General features: G+C 70.4%; 8 protein-coding genes and 2 pseudogenes. 4 read left to right on the plus strand and 6 right to left on the minus strand.

Annotated elements, in window-relative coordinates; genetic code table 11:
* Positions 1-17: 17 nt before the first annotated feature.
* Entirely contained in the window at positions 18-1,013 is a 996-nt protein-coding gene (rlmF, locus tag PHLH3_RS24620) for a 23S rRNA (adenine(1618)-N(6))-methyltransferase RlmF (protein WP_213626139.1), read from the plus strand.
* A gap of 129 nt (positions 1,014-1,142) precedes the next feature.
* Here the strand turns inward: rlmF and PHLH3_RS24625 are convergent.
* Positions 1,143-2,668, minus strand: a pseudogene (locus PHLH3_RS24625) (MFS transporter).
* 110 nt (positions 2,669-2,778) lie between these two features.
* Between PHLH3_RS24625 and PHLH3_RS24630 the strand changes: the two are divergent.
* Complete coding sequence (locus tag PHLH3_RS24630) at positions 2,779-3,678, plus strand: LysR family transcriptional regulator (protein WP_213626140.1); 900 nt, start codon at positions 2,779-2,781, stop codon at positions 3,676-3,678.
* Between the two features lie 108 nt (positions 3,679-3,786).
* On the opposite strand, the gene PHLH3_RS30825 is transcribed toward PHLH3_RS24630, so the two are convergent.
* The 3 genes and pseudogenes from PHLH3_RS30825 to sbcD all read right to left on the minus strand — a co-directional run bounded on the left by PHLH3_RS30825 (position 3,787) and on the right by sbcD (position 8,519).
* The gene (locus PHLH3_RS30825; protein ID WP_348529823.1) at positions 3,787-5,457 is read right to left on the minus strand and encodes an SbcC/MukB-like Walker B domain-containing protein; all 1,671 of its coding nucleotides are present in this window, start codon (positions 5,455-5,457) and stop codon (positions 3,787-3,789) included.
* Positions 5,458-6,575: 1,118 nt separating this feature from the next.
* Positions 6,576-7,238: pseudogene (locus PHLH3_RS30830) on the minus strand (AAA family ATPase); the annotation flags it as partial.
* Positions 7,239-7,298: 60 nt separating this feature from the next.
* Complete coding sequence (sbcD, locus tag PHLH3_RS24640; RefSeq protein ID WP_213626141.1) at positions 7,299-8,519, minus strand: exonuclease subunit SbcD; 1,221 nt, start codon at positions 8,517-8,519, stop codon at positions 7,299-7,301.
* Between the two features lie 123 nt (positions 8,520-8,642).
* Here sbcD and PHLH3_RS24645 point away from each other — a divergent pair, with 123 nt between their 5' ends.
* Positions 8,643-9,971, plus strand: coding sequence for a TAXI family TRAP transporter solute-binding subunit (locus PHLH3_RS24645; RefSeq protein WP_213626142.1), 1,329 nt, complete (start codon positions 8,643-8,645; stop codon positions 9,969-9,971).
* Positions 9,972-9,979: 8 nt separating this feature from the next.
* Here PHLH3_RS24645 and PHLH3_RS24650 read toward each other — a convergent pair whose 3' ends face one another.
* On the minus strand, positions 9,980-14,947 hold the full coding sequence (locus tag PHLH3_RS24650; RefSeq protein WP_213626143.1) for a tetratricopeptide repeat protein: 4,968 nt from the start codon (positions 14,945-14,947) through the stop codon (positions 9,980-9,982).
* Positions 14,948-15,120: 173 nt separating this feature from the next.
* Here PHLH3_RS24650 and yejK point away from each other — a divergent pair, with 173 nt between their 5' ends.
* On the plus strand, positions 15,121-16,128 hold the full coding sequence (gene yejK, locus PHLH3_RS24655; protein ID WP_173172825.1) for a nucleoid-associated protein YejK: 1,008 nt from the start codon (positions 15,121-15,123) through the stop codon (positions 16,126-16,128).
* 57 nt (positions 16,129-16,185) lie between these two features.
* Here yejK and PHLH3_RS24660 read toward each other — a convergent pair whose 3' ends face one another.
* Positions 16,186-17,121, minus strand: a complete 936-nt coding sequence (locus PHLH3_RS24660; RefSeq protein ID WP_213626144.1) for a glutathione S-transferase family protein — start codon at positions 17,119-17,121, stop codon at positions 16,186-16,188.
* Positions 17,122-17,167 lie beyond the last annotated feature (46 nt).

The following is a 17,167-nucleotide window of genomic DNA, read 5'->3' on the forward strand; positions in this document are numbered from 1 at the left end:
CACCCCGGACCTTCGCCATGCCCAGCAAACCGCCCAGCAAGACCGCACCGGCCAAGCCGTCCGACGGGGGCAAGGCGCCACTGCACCCGCGCAATCGCCACCAGGGCCGCTACGACTTCCCCGCGCTGATCGAAGGCAGCCCCGAGCTGGGTGCGTTCGTCATCACCAACCCCTACGGCAAGCCGAGCATCGACTTCGCCAACCCCGAGGCGGTGAAGGTCTTCAACCGCGCGCTGCTCAAGCAGTTCTACGGCATCCGCCAGTGGGACATCCCCGCCGGCTACCTGTGCCCGCCCATCCCCGGGCGCGCCGACTACCTGCACCACCTGGCCGACCTGCTCGGCGCCGCCCACGACGGCGTGATTCCCAGGGGCCCCGCCCTGCGCGGGCTGGACATCGGCGTCGGCGCCAACTGCATCTACCCGCTGATCGGCCACCACGACTACGGCTGGCGCTTCGTCGGTGCCGACATCGACCCGCAGTCCCTGGACTCCGCCACCGCCATCCTTGCCGCCAACCCGCAATACGAGGGCGCCATCGAACTGCGCCGCCAGGAAAACCCGCAGCACATCTTCCAGGGCCTGGTGCAGGCCGACGAGCGCTTCGACTTCACCCTGTGCAACCCGCCCTTCCACGCCTCCCTCGACGAAGCCCGCAGCGGCAGCACGCGCAAATGGAAGAGCCTCGGCAAGCAGGACCCCAGCCGCACGCTGCCGGTGCTCAACTTCGGCGGCCAGTCCAACGAACTGCATTGCGAAGGCGGTGAAGCCGCCTTCATCGCGCGCATGGCCGAGGAAAGCGCCGCCTTCGGCCAGCAGGTGTTCTGGTTCAGCACCCTGGTGTCCAAGATCGGCAACGTCACGCCGCTGCAAGAGCGCCTCAAGGCCCTCGGTGCCACCGACATCCGCGTCGTGCACATGGCCCAGGGCCAGAAGCAGAGCCGCTTCGTCGCCTGGACCTACCTCCAGAAGAACCAGCGCCGCGCCTGGCGCAAGGAACGCTGGCCCGCCTGACCAACACTCGCCCTTGCAGGGGCGAGTTCATTCGCCAAGGAGCGCGCAGCGCTCCCCGCGACGCCCCTCTTGGGCGTTACCGGCCACACCGACGGTGGACCGATGAAGCGCGGTCCACCCTACGCACGGCTACGCCTCACAAGGCACCTCGGCCAACGCCTCCACCTCATGGGTGCGCACCTTGCCCAGCAGCATGAACACCAGCACCGCCGTCAGCCCGGTGATCGCCGCCAGCACCTGCAACAGGGTACGGAACGCCGCGTCATAACCCGGCTGCAACGCTGCCCTGTCCACCCCGAGCAGCGCCGCCGCCCGGGCCAGGTCACCCATGGCCGCATGCCCGGCGGCACCGATGACCTGGGCCGACGACGCACCCGATGCCGGTAGCGCCGCGACGACCAGTGCCGCCAGCAGCGCACCGACCAGTGCGATGGCCACGCCGTCGCCGGACACCCGCACGGTGTTGAAGATGCCCGTGGCCATGCCCGCCCGCTCCTTCTCCACCACGCTCACCGCCAGCCCGTCCATCAGCCCCCAGGGCAGGCCGATGCCCACGCCCACCACCAGCATCGGCAGCAGCAGCGCCTGCGGCCCGGACGCCAGCGCCACGCTCATCCACAACAGCCCGAGCGCGTTCAGCGCCAGGCCCAGCGCCGACAGCAGCCCGGCGGTGAACCAGCGCGACAGCAACGCCGCCAGCATCGGCACCACCATCAAGGGCGCCGACAGCGCGATCATCAGTTGCCCGGCCTGCACCGCGCTCAGGCCATCGGCACCGATGAAGCGCCCCGGCAGCAGCACGATCAGCACCACGAAGGCGAAGGCCGGCGACGCGCCCAGCAGCTGCACCCCGGCGAATTGCGCGCGACGGAACAGGCCCAGCTCCAGCATCGGCCGGGCCACGCGCCGCTCGATCACCACGAAGGCCACCAGCAACGCCAGGCTGCCCCACAGCGAGACCTGCACCAGCGGGTGCGACCAGCCGTGCTCCGGCGCCAGCAGGGTGCCGCAGGTGAACAGCGTGAGCATCGCGGTGAAGCTGATCGCCCCGGCCAGTCCAGGCCCTGGGCGTTGGGGTCGCGGCTTTCGCGGGCGCAGATCGAGACCAGCAGTGCGCCGGCGACGCCGATCAGGGCTGGCAGCAGGAACACCATGCGCCAGCCCAGGCTGTCGCTCAGCAGGCCGGCCAGCAAGGGGCCGAACGCCAGCCCCAGGCCGAAGGTGGTGCCCAGCAGGCTGAACACCCGGGTGCGGATCGGGCCGTGGAACTCCTGGGCCAGCGCAGCCATGGCCCCGGCGAAGGCGGCGGAACCGCCGAGGCCCTGGAGCACACGCAGCAGGTCGAACACCAGCACCGTGGGCGCGAGGGGGATCACCAGGGTCACCGCCGCGAACAGCCCCAGGCCTACCCGCCACACGCGCTTGCGTCCATGGATGTCGGCCAGGCTGCCGGCCGCCATCATCGCGCTGCCGTAGGCGAGGATGTAGCCGTTGGTGATCCAGCCGAGTTCCGCCGCCGAGCCACCCAGGGCCTGGCTGATGGCCGGCAGCACCACCGCCGGGCCGGTGAAGCACAGCGGGATCAGCACCGCCGTCAGGCAGGCGGCCAGCAGCAGCCAGCGGCGTGCGCCGGCGGTAAGGGATGAGTCGGTCATGTCGAAGGCTCCGCAAGAAAAGTCGGAGCAGGCTACGGCGGCGGGAATTACGGAAAAACAGGCTAGTATTCCGCACTTAACGGAATCCTGAGTCCGCAATCGGAAACCCCATGGAAAGCCTCAACCGCCTCGCCCTCTTCGTCCAGGTCACCGAAAGCCAGAGCTTCGTCGCCGCCGGTCGCGTGCTGGGCATCTCCGCCTCGGCGGTGGGCAAGGGCATCGCCCGCCTGGAACAGCACCTGGGCGTCCGCCTGTTCCACCGCAACACCCGCAGCATCAACCTCACGGTGGAAGGCGCGCTGTTCCTCGAACGCTGCCGGCGCATCCTCGGCGAGCTGGAGGCAGCCGAGCACGAGCTGTCGCAGAACACCCAGGAGCCCAGCGGTCGCCTGCGGGTCAGCCTGCCTTTGGTGCTGGGCCTGTTCCCGGTGGTGCTGCCAGCCTTCATGCGCCGCTATCCCGGCATCGAACTGGACCTGGACTTCAGCGACCGCCTGGTGGACGTGATCGAGGAAGGCTTCGACGTGGTGGTGCGCAGCGGCATCCCCGAGGACTCGCGCCTGCGTGCCCGCCAGCTCGGGGCCTTCCACCTGCAACTGGTGGGCTCCCCCGCCTACTTCGCCGCCCATGGCACGCCACGGGTGCCGGCCGACCTGGAGCAGCACGCCTGCCTGCACTACAAGTTCCCCAGCACCGGCAAACTGCAGAAATGGCCCCTGCTGCTCTCACCCGGCGAAAGCGAGCCCCAGCTGCCCACCACCCTGGTGTGCAACCACGCCGACACGCTGATCCGCGTCGCCAGCGAAGGCATGGGCATCACCTGCCTGCCCGACTTCGCCATCCGCGACGCCCTGGCCAGCGGCCAGTTGCAGACGGTGCTCGAAGACCGCAACCAGCATGCCGGCCACTTCCGCGCCCTGTGGCCCTGCTACAAGCAGATGCCCGCCAAGCTGCGGGTGTTCGTCGACTTCCTCGCCGAGCACCTGTTCCTCGACCAGAGCCAGGCGTGAGCGCGGCAAACCGCTCTCTGTAGGGGCGACTTCAGTCGCCAAGGAGCGCGCAGCGGTCCCATCACCGCATGGGTTTAGCTGCGCTCGCGGAACGCCGCCCGACCCATCCTACAAGGCGAAGCGCGCATCCAGTCGGCTGTAGCCCATGCCCACGCCCTTGTGCACCTTGAGCTGCACCGGGATGCGCTCCTTGAGCGCTTCGACGTGGCTGATCACACCGATCATCTTGCCGCTGGCGTTTAGCGCGTCCAGGGCATCGAGGGCCACTTCCAGGGTCTCGCCGTCGAGGGTGCCGAAGCCCTCGTCGAGGAACAGCGAATCGATGCTGGTCTTGTGGCTGACCAGGTCGGACAGCGCCAGCGCCAGCGCCAGGCTCACCAGGAAGCTTTCGCCGCCAGACAGGGTGCGGCAGTCCCGGGCGGCATCGGCCTGCCAGGTGTCCACCACTTCCAGCTCCAGCTCGCCCAGGGCGCGGCGGCGCAGCTGGTAACGGCCGTGCAGGCGCTCCAGCTGCTGGTTGGCCAGGTGGATCAGGTGATCCAGGGTCAGCCCCTGGGCGAAACGACGGTACTTGGCGCCGTCGGCCGAACCGATCAGCCCGTTGAGCCGTTGCCAGAGATCACAGGCGCCTTCCTGGGCGGCGATCTCGGCGAACAGCGCCTGCTGGTTCTGCCGGCGCTGCTCGTCGCCGCTCAGTTGCCCGCGCAGCTCGCCCTGGCGCTGGGCCAGTTCGCGCAACTGCAGTTGCAGCGCTTGCAACTGCTCATCCAGCTCCGCCAGGGCCAGCTCGGTCTGTGGCGTCGCCTGCAATGCCGCCAGGCTCTGCCGGGCCGAGGCTTCCAGGGCCTGGGCTTCGGTCCAGGCCTTCTCCAGGCGCGCCTTGAGGGTAAGCAATTGGTTGCGCGCGTCCTCGTCCAGCAGCGCGGCGAGGTACTGCACCTCATCGGCGAAGGGGCTCTGCGCCAACGCCTGTTCCCAGGCGGCACGCTGGGCGTCGAGCGAGGCACGCGCGGCCTCCAGTTGCTCGACCAGGCTGTGCTCGCGCCCGCCCAGGGCCTGGCTGCGTTCCTGGGCCAGCGCCAGCCGCTGCTCGGCCTGCTCCAGGGCGGTGGCGGGGTTATCCACAGGGGCCAGGGGCTCGCCATCGGCCTGGCCGAGCGCGCTCCAACGCTGCTGCCAGCGGTCGGCAGCGCCCTGGGCCGCGTGCAGCTCCGCCAGGAGCACCTGTTCGTCCCGCTCCAGCCGCTGTTGCCGGGCCTGGGCCTCGCGCCAGGTGCGTACCTCCGCCTCGCGCTCATCCAGCCAGCCCTCGCTGTCCTCGGGCAGGGCATGGCCGAACTCGGCCAGGGCCGCGCCCAGCTCGGCGTCCTGGCGGGCCTGCTGCATCTGGAGCTGGCCCAGTTGCCCGGTGTTCTCCGCTTCGCGGCGGCGCAACGCGTCCTGTTCCTGAAGGGCCAGGGCGTGCCCCTGGGCGGCTTCCAGCTGCTGGCGCTGCGCCTGCTCGCGCTGGGCACGGGCGCCTTCGAGGGCCTGCTTGAGGCCATCCAGTTCCCCCAGGCTGCGTTGCAGGGCGGCGAGCTCCGCCTGTTGCTGCGCCTGGGCCTCCGCCAAGGCCTGGGCATCGGCCAGGGGCCGGCCCAATGCCGCGCAGTGCTGCTGCCACTGCGCCTGCACCTGATGCAATTCGTCCTGCAGGCGTTGCGCCTCCTGCTGCCGCTGGCGCAGTTGCGCCTCCAGCGCGGCCAGCTCGTCACGCAGGGCTTCGCCGCGCTCGCGCACCTGGTCCTGTTCGGCACGCTTGGCCTGCAGCGCGGCCTGGGTGTCGGAGACATCCAGCGCTCGGTAGGCCTCGATCGCCGGGTGTTCATGGGAGCCGCACAGCGGGCAGGCTTCCCCGGCTGCAGGGCGGCGCGGTGGGCTTCGAGCTTGAGGATGCGCTGCTCCTGCTCCAGCAGCTTTTCCTTGTCCTGGATCTGTTGCTTGAGGTCGGTGAACTGCAAGCGCAGAGCGTCCCGCGCCGCCGCCTTCTCCACCTGCGCACGGTCGTCGGTTTCGATGCCGCCCCGTGCGGCGGCCAGTTGCCGCTCCAGGCGCGTGCGGGTGTCCGCCAGTTGCTGCAGGCGGGCGAGTTGGTGGCCCTGGTCGCTGAGGCGCTGCCAGCGCTCGCGCAGGGCGGCTTCGGATTGGCCGGCCAGCAGCGCATCGAGCGCGGCCTGGGGTTGCGCTTCGCCGTCGCGGGCGCGCTCCAGGCGCTGCTCGCTTTCACCCAGCGCGGCCTGCAAGCGGGCGATGCGTTGCGCCAAGTGCTCCGCGTCCTGGCGTTCCTGCTGCTGGCGCGCCAGCGACTGGGCGATGGCCTGCGCCAGGTTGCGACGCGCGCCGAGCTGCTCGCGCCAGGCGCCCAGGCGCTCGCCGAGCAGGCCGTGTTGCGGATTGGCCGCCAGTTGCGCCTCCACCTGCCGGCGCTGATCGACCAAGGCATCGCGCCGTTCGGCAAGGGCCATCGCCCGCTGCTGGCTGTAGCCACGCGCCTGCCACAGGCCGTCGGCCACCTCGCGCGCGACCTGGGCCTTCTGTTCGCGCATCTGGGCCAGGGCCGTGGTGGCCTCCGTGACCGCCTGCCCGGCCCGTTGCCAATCGCGGTGCTGCGGGCGCAGGCGTTCGGCCGGCTCGCTGGCGGCCAGGCGCAGCAATTGCGGGCCGGCCTGCTCCAGTGCTTGCCGGGCATCCTGGCCCTGCTGCACGGCGGCGAGCTGGCGCGCCTCGGCGCCGGCCAGGGCTTCACGCCACTGGCGCTGGCGCTGCAGGCTGTCCTGCTGGCCGAGCAGTGCCGCTTCACGATCGGTGAGTTCGGTGAGTTCGTCCTGCAACTGCTGGCGCCGCTCCTCGCCCAGCAACTCGACGCCCTCAGCCCGCGCGCGCAGCTGGCCCAGGGCGGCTTCGGCCCCCTTGGTGCGCTGGTAGACGCGCTGGGAGATCAGCCCATACACCTCGGTGCCGGTCAGCTCCTCCAGCAGCGCGGCGCGATCGTTAGCACTGGCTTCGAGGAAGGCGGCGAACCCGCCCTGGGCCAGCAGCATGGACTTGGTGAAGCGCTCGAAATCCAGCCCGGTGAGGCTTTCGGTCTGGCGCAGCTTGTCGTTGATCTTGTCGGTGAGGATCTCGCCATCGGCGATGCGCGCCAGCTCCACCTTCGGCGCCTGCAGGCCGCCATCGACCTTGTCGCGGGCACGGCGCTGGCTCCAGAAGGCGCGGTAGCCCACACCCTTCACCTCGAACTCCACCTCGGCCAGGCAGTCGGCGGTGTGGCGGGTCATCAGCTCGTTGACCGTGGCGGAGACGCTGCTCATGCGCGGGGTGCGGTGATAGAGCGCCAGGCAGATGGCGTCCAGCAGCGTGGTCTTGCCGGCACCGGTGGGGCCGGTGATGGCGAACAGGCCGTTGCCGGCGAAGGGCTCGCCGGTGAAGTCGATCTTCCACTCGCCCTTGAGGGAGTTGAGGTTCTTCAGGCGCAGGCTGAGGATTTTCATGCAGAAGCCGCCAGGGGATGGGAGCGGCATTCTGGCATTCTCCGCCCGCCCTTGCAGGCCCGGCGGCGATAGCGGGATCTACCCCGGCGTTCAGTTGCGCTCGCTGCGGACCTCTTCCAGAACGCCACGGTGCAGGTCCCGCAGGCGCCGGGCCTGGTCCTCGTCCAGCTGCTCCAGCTCCAGGCGGCGTACGAACACGTCCTCGGCGCTGAGCTCGTCCAGCGTTTCGCGTGCGGCGCCCAGCAGGGCCGGAGCCAGGCCGGCACGCTCGCGGCGCAGGCGCAGCACCTCCACCGGCAGGCCTTCGCACAGGGCGGCGACGCGGCCTTGCAGGTCGCTCAGGTAGTCGTCCGTGCTCACCTGCACCTCCAGCCAGACGGGCCGCTCGGGCGTGCCCCGGCGGGCCTGCTCGGCGATGGCGCCGGCCAGCTCGGCCAGGGCGCCCCGCACGCTGGCCAGGGGCTGGAAACAGGGCACCGGCAAGGGCGTGACGCTACGCAGGCCCTCGCCATCCACCTCCACCAACAGCACTTCCTTGGCCTGCCCGGCCTCGTCGAAGGACAGCGGGATGGGCGAGCCGCTGTAGCGGATGTGCTCCAGGCCGCCGACCTTCTGCGGCCTGTGGATATGCCCCAGGGCGATGTAGGCGGCGGGCGGGAAGGCGCTGGTGGGGAAGGCCTCCAGGGCACCGACGTAGATTTCCCGCACCGACTCGCTGGCGCTGGCACCGACCGTGGTCAGGTGGCCCGTGGCGAGGATCGGCAAGCCGCCGCCCAGCGCGTCGCGGCGCTGCTCGGCCAGCGCGAACAGCTGGGCGTAGTGGGCCTGGATCGCCTGCTGCAGGGACAGCTGCTTGTCCGCCGCGCTCTGCCCGGCCTGGCTCTGCAACACGTCGCGGGCACGCACGAAGGGGATGGCGCAAAGCACCGCACCCGGCTCGCCATCACGGCCGTGCAGCACCAGAACCTGGTCCTGCGGGTCGGCGGCGACGCCCGGCACCACGCGCGTGCCCAGGGCCGCCAGCAAGGCCTGGCTCTCGCCGAGCATGGCGGGCGAGTCATGGTTGCCGCCCAGCACCACCAGTTGCGCACCGGCGTCGCGCAGGTCGATGACGAAGCGGTTGTACTGCTCGCGGGCGTAGCTGGGCGGCGCGCCGGTGTCGAACACGTCGCCCGCCACCAGCACCGCGTCCACCCGGTGCTCGCGCACCTGCTCCAGCAGCCAGGCGCAGAAGGCCTGGTGCTCGGCCTGGCGGGTCTTGCCCATGAAATGCTGGCCGAGATGCCAGTCGGAGCTGTGCAGGATGCGCATCGGGTCTGTCACTTGTCGCGGGGAACGGGAAGGCGGCCACCTTGTCATTTACCGGCACCGGGAGGCAACCGCCGCTGCGCCAGTGGCTATCCTTCCCCTCAATTCCCCGCCCCAAGGACTCCCATGCCAAGGTTCCTGAAAGACCTGAAGATCATGCTGCTGGCCAACCTCTGGACCGTGCCCGTGGTGGCCGCGCTGGTGGGCGCGGTGTTCTATTTCGTCGCCCCGCCGCCGCCCATGCACGCGACCCTGGCCACCGGCGGCGCCAACGGCGGCTACGCGCTGTTCGCCGAGAAGCTCAAGGAGGAACTGGCGCACCAGGGCTTCACCCTGGAGCTGGTGCCCAGCGGCGGCTCCCTGGACAACCTCGGCAAGCTGCAGCGCGGCGAGGTGCAGATGGCCCTGGTGCAGAGCGGCCAGGAGCTGACCCTGCCGGCGCGTGAGCGCGAACGCCTGCACGGCCTCGGGGTGATGTACCAGGAGCCGCTGTGGCTGTTCAAACGCAAGGACGTGGACATCGACGCCATGGGCGACCTGCTGCAGCTGCGGGTCGCCATCGGCACGCCCAACAGCGGCACCCGCGCCATCGCCGCGGCGCTGCTGCAGGCCAACCGGATCGAGCCGGAGGGCTACCCGCAGGCCTGGCAGGCATTCAGCGGCACCCGCGCCGCCGACGCGCTGATCGCCGGCGAGCTGGACGCGGCCTTCTTCGTCGGCCCGGCGGAGAACGCCGTGGTGCAGCGCCTGGCCGCGCGCAGCGAGCTGGACCTGGTGAGCCTGCGCCGCAGCGCCGCCTACCGCGCGCGCCTGCCCTACCTGACAAAGCTTGAAGTGGGCGAAGGCCTGCTCAACCTCGCCAGCAACAGCCCCTCGCGGGACATCCTCACCCTGGGCCCGGTGGCCACCCTGGTGGCCAACGACGAATTCCATCCTTCGCTGACCCCGCTGATCCTCGAAGCCGCCCGCGAGGTGATGAAGAACGGCAGCCTGCTCGACCCCGCCGGCCGCTACCCCGCCGCCCAGCCGATGACCCTCTCGACGCTGGACGAGGCGGCCTACTACTACAAGAACGGCCTGCCGATCCTGCAACGCTACCTGCCCTTCCGCATCGCCTCCCTGGCGGACCGCTACATCATCCTGCTGATCCCGCTGCTGGTGGTGATGTTCCCGCTGTTCAAGGCCGTGGGCCCGGTGTATCGCTGGCGCATCCGCGCGCGCATCTACCGCTGGTACAAGTACCTGCGCGATATCGACCGCAAGCTGGACGCCGGCACCCTGCGCGAGGAGCTGGACGGCGAGATCGGCAAGCTGGAGGAACTGGAGGACCAACTGGCCAAGGTGGACGTGCCGCTCTCCTACTCCAACGAGCTGTACGACCTGCACGTGCACCTGCGCTACGTGATCGAGCGGCTCCAGGCGCTGAAGGCCAGGAGCCGCGAAGACGAAGCCTGAACGGGACCTCAGAAGCGCAGTTGCAGGTAGCGCAGCGGCGCCAGCCAGGCCGGGGTCGCCGGGCCGAAGGCCAGGACCTTCGCCAGGTGCCGGCGCAGGCGCCAGTAGGAGCCGTGCTCGCTGCCCTTGGCCACCGCGCGCGCGGTGCGGAAGTGCGCCACGGCAACGCCGCTGCCGCCTTCCCGCGAGGCGGCGGTGAAGCCTTCCAGCAGGTGCTGCATGCAACGGAAGAAGGGCCGCGGCTGCGCCCCCTGCAGGCGCTCCAGCCAGCCTTCCACGGCCTCCAGGTCACCGGCCATGGCCGCATCGACGCCCAGCCAGACCATGGCGTCGTGGTTCTGCGGGTCGCGCTCCAGGGACAGCCGCGACACCGCTGCCGCATGCCCATCCAGCTCGCGCGCACGCAGGCCCAGCGCCAGGTTGTCCAGGCCCCAGGCCGGCGCCTGCGGGTTCCGCTCCCAGTCCGAGAGCCAGTCGAACATCAGCTCGTAGCGTTCCTGGTTGACCATCGCGTAACTGGCCATGCCCCAGATCACCCCGTCGCTGCGGATCGCCTCGCGGCTGGCCTCAAGCGCGTCCACCAGCAGCCGGCTGGCGTTCTTGCGGTTGGCCAGCAGCTCCAGCATGGCATGCTTGCCGGCATGCTGCGGATCGTTCTCCAGCAGGCGCAGGAAACCCTTCCAAAGCGAGCCCGGCATCCAGCGGCCGTCTTCGCGTCGCAGCCAGTACAAGGCGGCGGCGTAATGCAGGGAGCCGTCGGCGACACCCGCCTCGAGGTTTTCCCACAGCAGCGTGTCCTTGTCCGGTTGGCCGAGGATCTTCAGCACTTCCGACCAGGCCTCGACCACGCCGCCGTCACGGCACAGCGGATGCAGCACACGACGCTTGAGCGCCTCGTCGGCCCGAGGCACGGCGAAGCGCAGGGCGCGGATCAGCACGGAGGATTGGCTGGACGCCTCCAGCAGCCGCTCCAGCACCTCGCGCGTGGCCTCGACCGTGCCGTGCTCGAGCAGCAGGTCGAACGCGTGCAGGCCGGCGAAGGTGTAGCAGGCGTCCAGCTCGTAGGCACGGAGGAAGGACGGCAGCGCCTCCTCGCCCTTGCCATCGAGCCACAGGGCGTGGCCGAGGAAGCCATGGGCGATGGCCTGGCGGGGTTCCAGGCGCACCATCTCGCGGGCCGACTCCACGTAGGCGGCATAGTCGCCGGCGTCGTCCTGCCAGTCGGCCAGGGTGCGCCAGCCATCGAAGAAGGCCGGCTGGCGCTCCAGCAGCTGGCGCAGCTCGGCCAGGGCGCTGGGCAGGTCCTTTTCCTCGCGCGTGGCGCGGGGGCCGAACAGGGCCAGGTCGGGGGGTGTCGCACCGCCCCAGCAGGGCGCATCCAGCAGCTGGCGCAGTTCGTCGAAGCGCCCCGCGGCCAGCAGCCCCTCGGCCAGCTGGGTGTTGGCGCTGCGGTGGCGTGGGCTCAGTCCCAGGGCCTGGCGCAATGCCGGCTCCCTGGCCTCGAAGCCCTCTTCCTGCTCGGCCAGCGCCAGCCAGGCGTCGGCGTCGCCGGCGCGCAGGCGGGTCAGTTCACGGGCCAGTTCCAGGGGGCGCGCGGGCGTCTCCAGGGCGGCGCTGTAGCGGCGCAACTGGTTCCATACCCAGCCGTTGCCGGGCTCCTCACGCAGCACCTTCTCCGCCTCGATGGCCCCTTCGCCCGGGTTGTCGCGCTCGCCCAGCACGTAGCCCAGGTAGGCACGCAGCTCGGTGTTGTCGGGGGTGCGGGCGAGCACGCTGCGCAGCAACTGCTCGGCCTCCTCCAGGTCGGCGCCCTCGTCGAGCAGGCTCTCGACGTAGAGGCGCACGCTGCGTGTCCACAGCGGGTTGATGCGGAAGCTCTCGCGCAGGGTCTCGCGGCACTCGGCGTACTGCTTCTGGCTGCTTTGCAGCTGGGCGCGCTCCAGGGCCAGGCGCGGCATCAGCGGGAAGCGCTCGATGGCCGATTGCAGCAGGTTCTCGGCCTGCTCCGGGTGGCCCATCTCGGCCTGCTGGGCGGCGACCACCACCCACAGTTGCCAGAGGTCGGCACGCTGTTGCAGGGCCTCGCTCAACTGCTCCAGCAGCACCTGCGGCTCCAGCAGCCTGCGCGCCTGCTCCGGGTAGGCCAGCCAGCCGTCGCCGAAGGTGACCTGGGCCACCAGCTGGCGGTGGATGAAGTCGAGATCGTCCAGGGCCTCGCCCTGGGTGGTGCAGGTTTCCAGCAGCATGTTGCTGGCGTAGTCATTGTCGGCGGAGCGTTCCAGCGCCTCGCGGAAGGCGGCGCGGGCGGCCTCGCGCTGGCCGCCCTGGAGCAGCACGAAGCCACGCGTGGAATAGCTGCTGGAGCTGCGCGGGTCGGTGCGCCGGGCCTGCTCGCAGAACTCCAGGGCCTCTTCGTGGCGGCCGAGGCGCGCCAGGGTCACGGCCAGTTCGCGGATCGCCCAGGCGTACTCCGGGTGGCTGGCCAGCAGGCGCCGCAGGGCGAGCTCGGCGTCTTCCAGGGAACGGCGCTGGGCACGTTCCACCGCCAGCTCGGCGATGCCACAGTGGTGGGGAAAACGTTCGGCCAGTGCCTCGACATAGGCGTCCACCGCCTCTTCGCCGGCGCTCTGGCGCAGCAGTTGCACCTGCATGCGGTGCAGGCTCATGTTCAGCGGGTCCAGCTCCACCGCCTCGCGGCACCAGGCCAGGGCGCGCTGGGTGTCGCCATCGCTGCGCTGGCTATGCAGCACGGCGGCGCGCAGCCAGGTGCCCCGGCGGCTCACCGGCTCGGCGCGGCGCAGCATGGCCTCGTTCAGCTCCAGCTCGCCGTGGCGACCGTAGAAGTCGGCGAGGTTGAGCAGCAGCGCCGGGTCCTGGGGGCGGCGCTCCAGGGCCTGTTCGAGGATCTGCCGGCATTGCAGCGGATCGGACAGCTCCTCGATGAATTCGCAGAGGGTCAGGGTCGGACCGGCGGCCAGGGCGCCGAGGCGCGCCTGGCGCTGGCGCAGGAACTCCAGGCCCGCTTCGGTGCGGCCCAGGCAGCGCAGGGCACGGAAGTACTGGCTGCTGTAGCCCTCGTTGGTGTCGTGCAGGCACGCGGCGATGCGGTACAGCTCGCAGGCCTGCTCGCGGCTGCCTTCGTTCCAGCGCAGGCTGGCCAGCTCGTTCCAGGCCTGGGCATGCCCCGGCGCCTGGCGCAGGGCGCGGCCCAGCAGGTGGCGCGCGGTATCCAGCTGGCTGCCGTCCTCCACCAGGAGGCTGGTGTAGCGCACCAGGATGCCGGCGTCGCTCCAGCGCGCCTGGCAATGGCCGGCCAGCCAGTCCAGCTGCTGTTCGCGGGCGTGCAGGTGGGCCAGGGAGGTGGATTTGGACAGGATCAGGTTGGCATCGTCGGGGAAGCGCTCCAGCAGCGCTTCGGTGGCCTCCAGCACCTGCGCCTCGCGCCCGTCGTACCAGCCCAGGGTGCGCTGGCCCTGGAGCGTCAGGCGGTGCCCCGGCGCCTGCTCGCGCAGGGCCTCGAACGCGGCCAGGGCCTCTTCGCGGTCATGCACCTCCAGGGCGCTGACCAGGCGGTAGTAGAGGTCCCAGGTCGCATGCTCCGGCAGCTCCAGGCCGTCCAGCCGATGGGCTTCCTCGGGCGGCAGCAGGAGCAGGCCGCGTGGCCCCGACGCGCGCTGGGCCTGGTACAGGCCTTCGGCGATGCTCTCGCCGAACTGCGCCTGGCCGGGGTCGCGGATCAGCACGGTGCCACGGGGCTCGTCGTAGCCGACCACCGCCTGCAGGTGGCCGCTGCCGGTGTATTGCAGGGACAGGGTGAAGGGCAGGCCGCGATCGATCAGCGCGCGGCTGGTGGCCCAGTCGACGGTGAACTCGCGCACCAGCCAGCCGTTGCGCTCGGCCCAGGCGCGCTCGGCGTGGTAGGAGGTGCCGTCGTAGCAGATCTCCTCGGCCACCTCCAGGTGCGCCACGGGGCGGCCCCAGTAGGTGGAGAGCGCGGTCAGGGTGGCGGGAACGCAGGTCATGTGGTGCTGGCGGACGAAGGTGACCGGCAGCAGGACGCGACCGCCCTTCGGTTCCGCCAGGCGCTCGGCGACCATCGTGTAGAAGGGGCTCTGCGCCTCCAGGGCCAGGGCCCGGCCCCGCTCGTGGTCACCGCGCAGGCAGGCGATGTCGCAACGCCGGCCGGCGTACCAGCCGCGCATGCCCTTCTCCAGCAGCAGCGCCAGCTCCAGGGAGCGCTCGATCAGGCGCTCGGCCTCGTCCAGTTCCTCGCGCTCGACCAGCAGGTCGATCAGCTGCGCGCAGAGCCCGGCGCTCTCCATCCGCCCGGTGGCGTCCAGCAGGCGGGTACGGGCGGCCTCCTCGCGCCCCAGCTGCAGTTCGAGCTGGGCGGCCTGCAGGGTCGCGGAGCGGAAGTCGGGGAGCAGCGCCAGGGCGTCCTCGCAAAGCTCCAGCGCCTCGGCGTAGCGGTCTTCCTGCTCCAGGCTGTAGGAGCGCTCCACCAGCAGCCAGGGATCGTTGGTGCCCAGTCGCATGGCCGCGTCGTGCAGCTCGGCGCTGCGGCCGAAGTCACGCAGCAGCGCCCGCAGGTAGCCCTGGAACGACAGCCATTCGGCGCGCAGGCCGGGCTCTTCCGGCAACCAGTCGGAAAAGCGCTGGAGGAATTCCCAGGCGCGGTACTGGCCACGGCGCGCCAGCAGGAAGCGGGCGTAGCGCAGGCGCGCCTCGGCGGCCTCCGGGTAGCGGCGGTAGCCCAGCCAGGCGAGGGCATCGCCCAGGCGCGGGGCACCGAGTTGCGCAACCAGGCGCGAGGCCAGCGCCATGGCGGCGGCACCGCGCCAGTGGCGGTAGTCGCCGAGTTCGGTGGCCCTGGCGTGGGCCCGGAGGAACAGGCCGCGGTCGGCCAGCGCCTCGAGGGCGTGGATGGACTCGGCGTCGACCGTGGGCAGGGGCGTATCGAGGATCAGGCTGGACATCGGAACCATCCTTGGTCATTGCAGCGGGAATGGCGTCACTTTAGGGATGCGCGGGCCCGGCAACAAGCGATCGGGTCACAAGGTCCCTCATCCCGGCCGAGGCTGAGGTAAACTCTGCGGCCTGCCGGGCGAGCCACCCGCGCGCCCTTATCCACAGCTTCACAGGTACGCCCATGCCGATCCGCCACTGCATCGTCCACCTCATCGACAAGAAGCCCGATGGCAGCGCCGCCGTGCTCCATGCACGCGACAGCGAGCTGGGCGAATCCAAGGCCATCGAGAACCTGCTGGCCGATCTCAACGAGAGCTACAACGCCAAGCAGGGCAAGGCCTGGGGCCTGTTCCACGAGGAGTCCGGCGCCTACCCCTTCAGCGGCTGGCTCAAGGACTACATGGAGGGCGGTCGCGACTTCACCGCCTTCAGCCGCGAGGCGGTGGCGCACCTGCAGAAGCTGATGGAGGAGTCCAACCTCTCCACCGGCGGCCACGTGCTCTTCGCCCATTACCAGCAGGGCATGACCGACTACCTGGCCATCGCCCTGCTGCACCACAGCGAAGGCGTCACCGTCACCGACGCGCTGGACCTGGCGCCGGCCCGCCACCTGGACCTGGGCCAGTTGCACCTGGCCGCCCGGATCAACATTTCCGAGTGGCGCAACAACGCGCAGTCCAAGCAGTACATCTCCTTCATCAAGGGCAAGAACGGCAAGAAGGTCTCGGACTACTTCCGCGACTTCATCGGCTGCCAGGAAGGCGTCGACGCGCCGAGCGAGACCCGCACCCTGCTCAAGGCCTTCAGCGACTTCGTCGAGCACGAGGACTTCGCCGAGGAGCAGGCCCGCGAGAAGACCAAGACCCTGGTGGACTACGCCAGCACCCAGGCCAAGCTGGGCGAGCCGATCACCCTGCAGGAGCTGTCCGGGCTGATCGACGAGGACCGCCCGCGCGCCTTCTACGAGCACATCCGCAACAAGGACTACGGCCTGTCGCCGGAAATCCCGCCGGACAAGCGCACCCTCAGCCAGTTCCAGCGTTTCACCGGCCGCGCCGAGGGCCTGTCGATCAGCTTCGAGGCCCACCTGCTGGGCTCGAAGATCGAGTACGACGAGGGCCGCGACATGCTGATCATCCGCCAGGTCCCGACCCAGCTGAAGGACCAGCTCAAGCGCCGCAAGGACTGAAGTCCGCCGTAACGAAAAAGCCCGGCCAAATGCCGGGCTTTTTTGTGCGCCTGCGGATCAGCGCGCCTCGATACGGAAGCCGACACGCGGGAAGTGCACGTGCACCACGCCGGCACGCTCGTCCTCGCGACGCAGGATCAGCTCCTCGCGGCCGGCGAACACCAGCTCGCCCTCCACCGGGTCGACGCCGTAGTCGGTGGCGGCGATGGCCACCTTCTGCCCGGCGGTGAAGCCGTTGGCGTCGAAGAAGGGCTCGTCCGGCAGCGCTACCGGCTCTGCGGCGCGGGCGATCTCGATGGCCTCGGCGGCGCTCAGCTCGCTGGAGGCACCATGGCCGAAGCCGAGCACCCGGCCCAGCCAGGCGGCGACCGCCGGGTAGTCGTCCACCAGCGGCGCGGTGATCGGGGTGGCCTTGAGGAACCACAGGCAGTGGGCCAGGGAGAAGTCGGCCACGCTCGGCTCGCCGAACAGGAAGTCACCCTCCTCGCGGGCCAGTTGCTGCTCCAGGCGCGCCATGAAGGTCGGCCAGTTGTGCTTGGCCACCTCGGCGGGCAGCCGCGTGGTGGTGCCGCCGCTGAACAGCCCGGCGCGGTCGGCGATGAAGGCCTTGATCGCCTCGGGCGGCAGCTTGCCGAAGCGCACGGCGATGGATTCGGGCTGGAACACCAGGCTCACCGCGTGCTGGAAGATCACCGAATCCACCCAGTGGCAGAAGCTCGCCACGTTGAATTCCAGGCCCGGCGGGATCAGCGCCGGCACGGCCTTCTCCGCTTCGAGGCGGCGGGCGATCAGCGCGGTGTCGCAATAGATGTCGGCGCCGATCTGCAGCACCGGGGTCTTGCGGTAGCCTCCGGTCAGGGGCATCAGGTCCGGCTTGGGCATCAGCGGCGGAATGTGCACCGAACGCCAGGACAGCTGCTTGAAGCCCAGCAGCAGGCGGGCCTTCTCGGCGAAGGGGGACGTCGGGTAGTGGTGCAGGATCAACTCGTGCATGTCGGGCTCCTTATCGTTCTTGTCAGGGTGGGCAGCTTAGCCGCCC

It is taken from the genome of Pseudomonas sp. Pc102, assembly GCF_018408275.1.
GTDB classification, from domain to species: Bacteria; Pseudomonadota; Gammaproteobacteria; order Pseudomonadales; family Pseudomonadaceae; genus Metapseudomonas; species Metapseudomonas tohonis.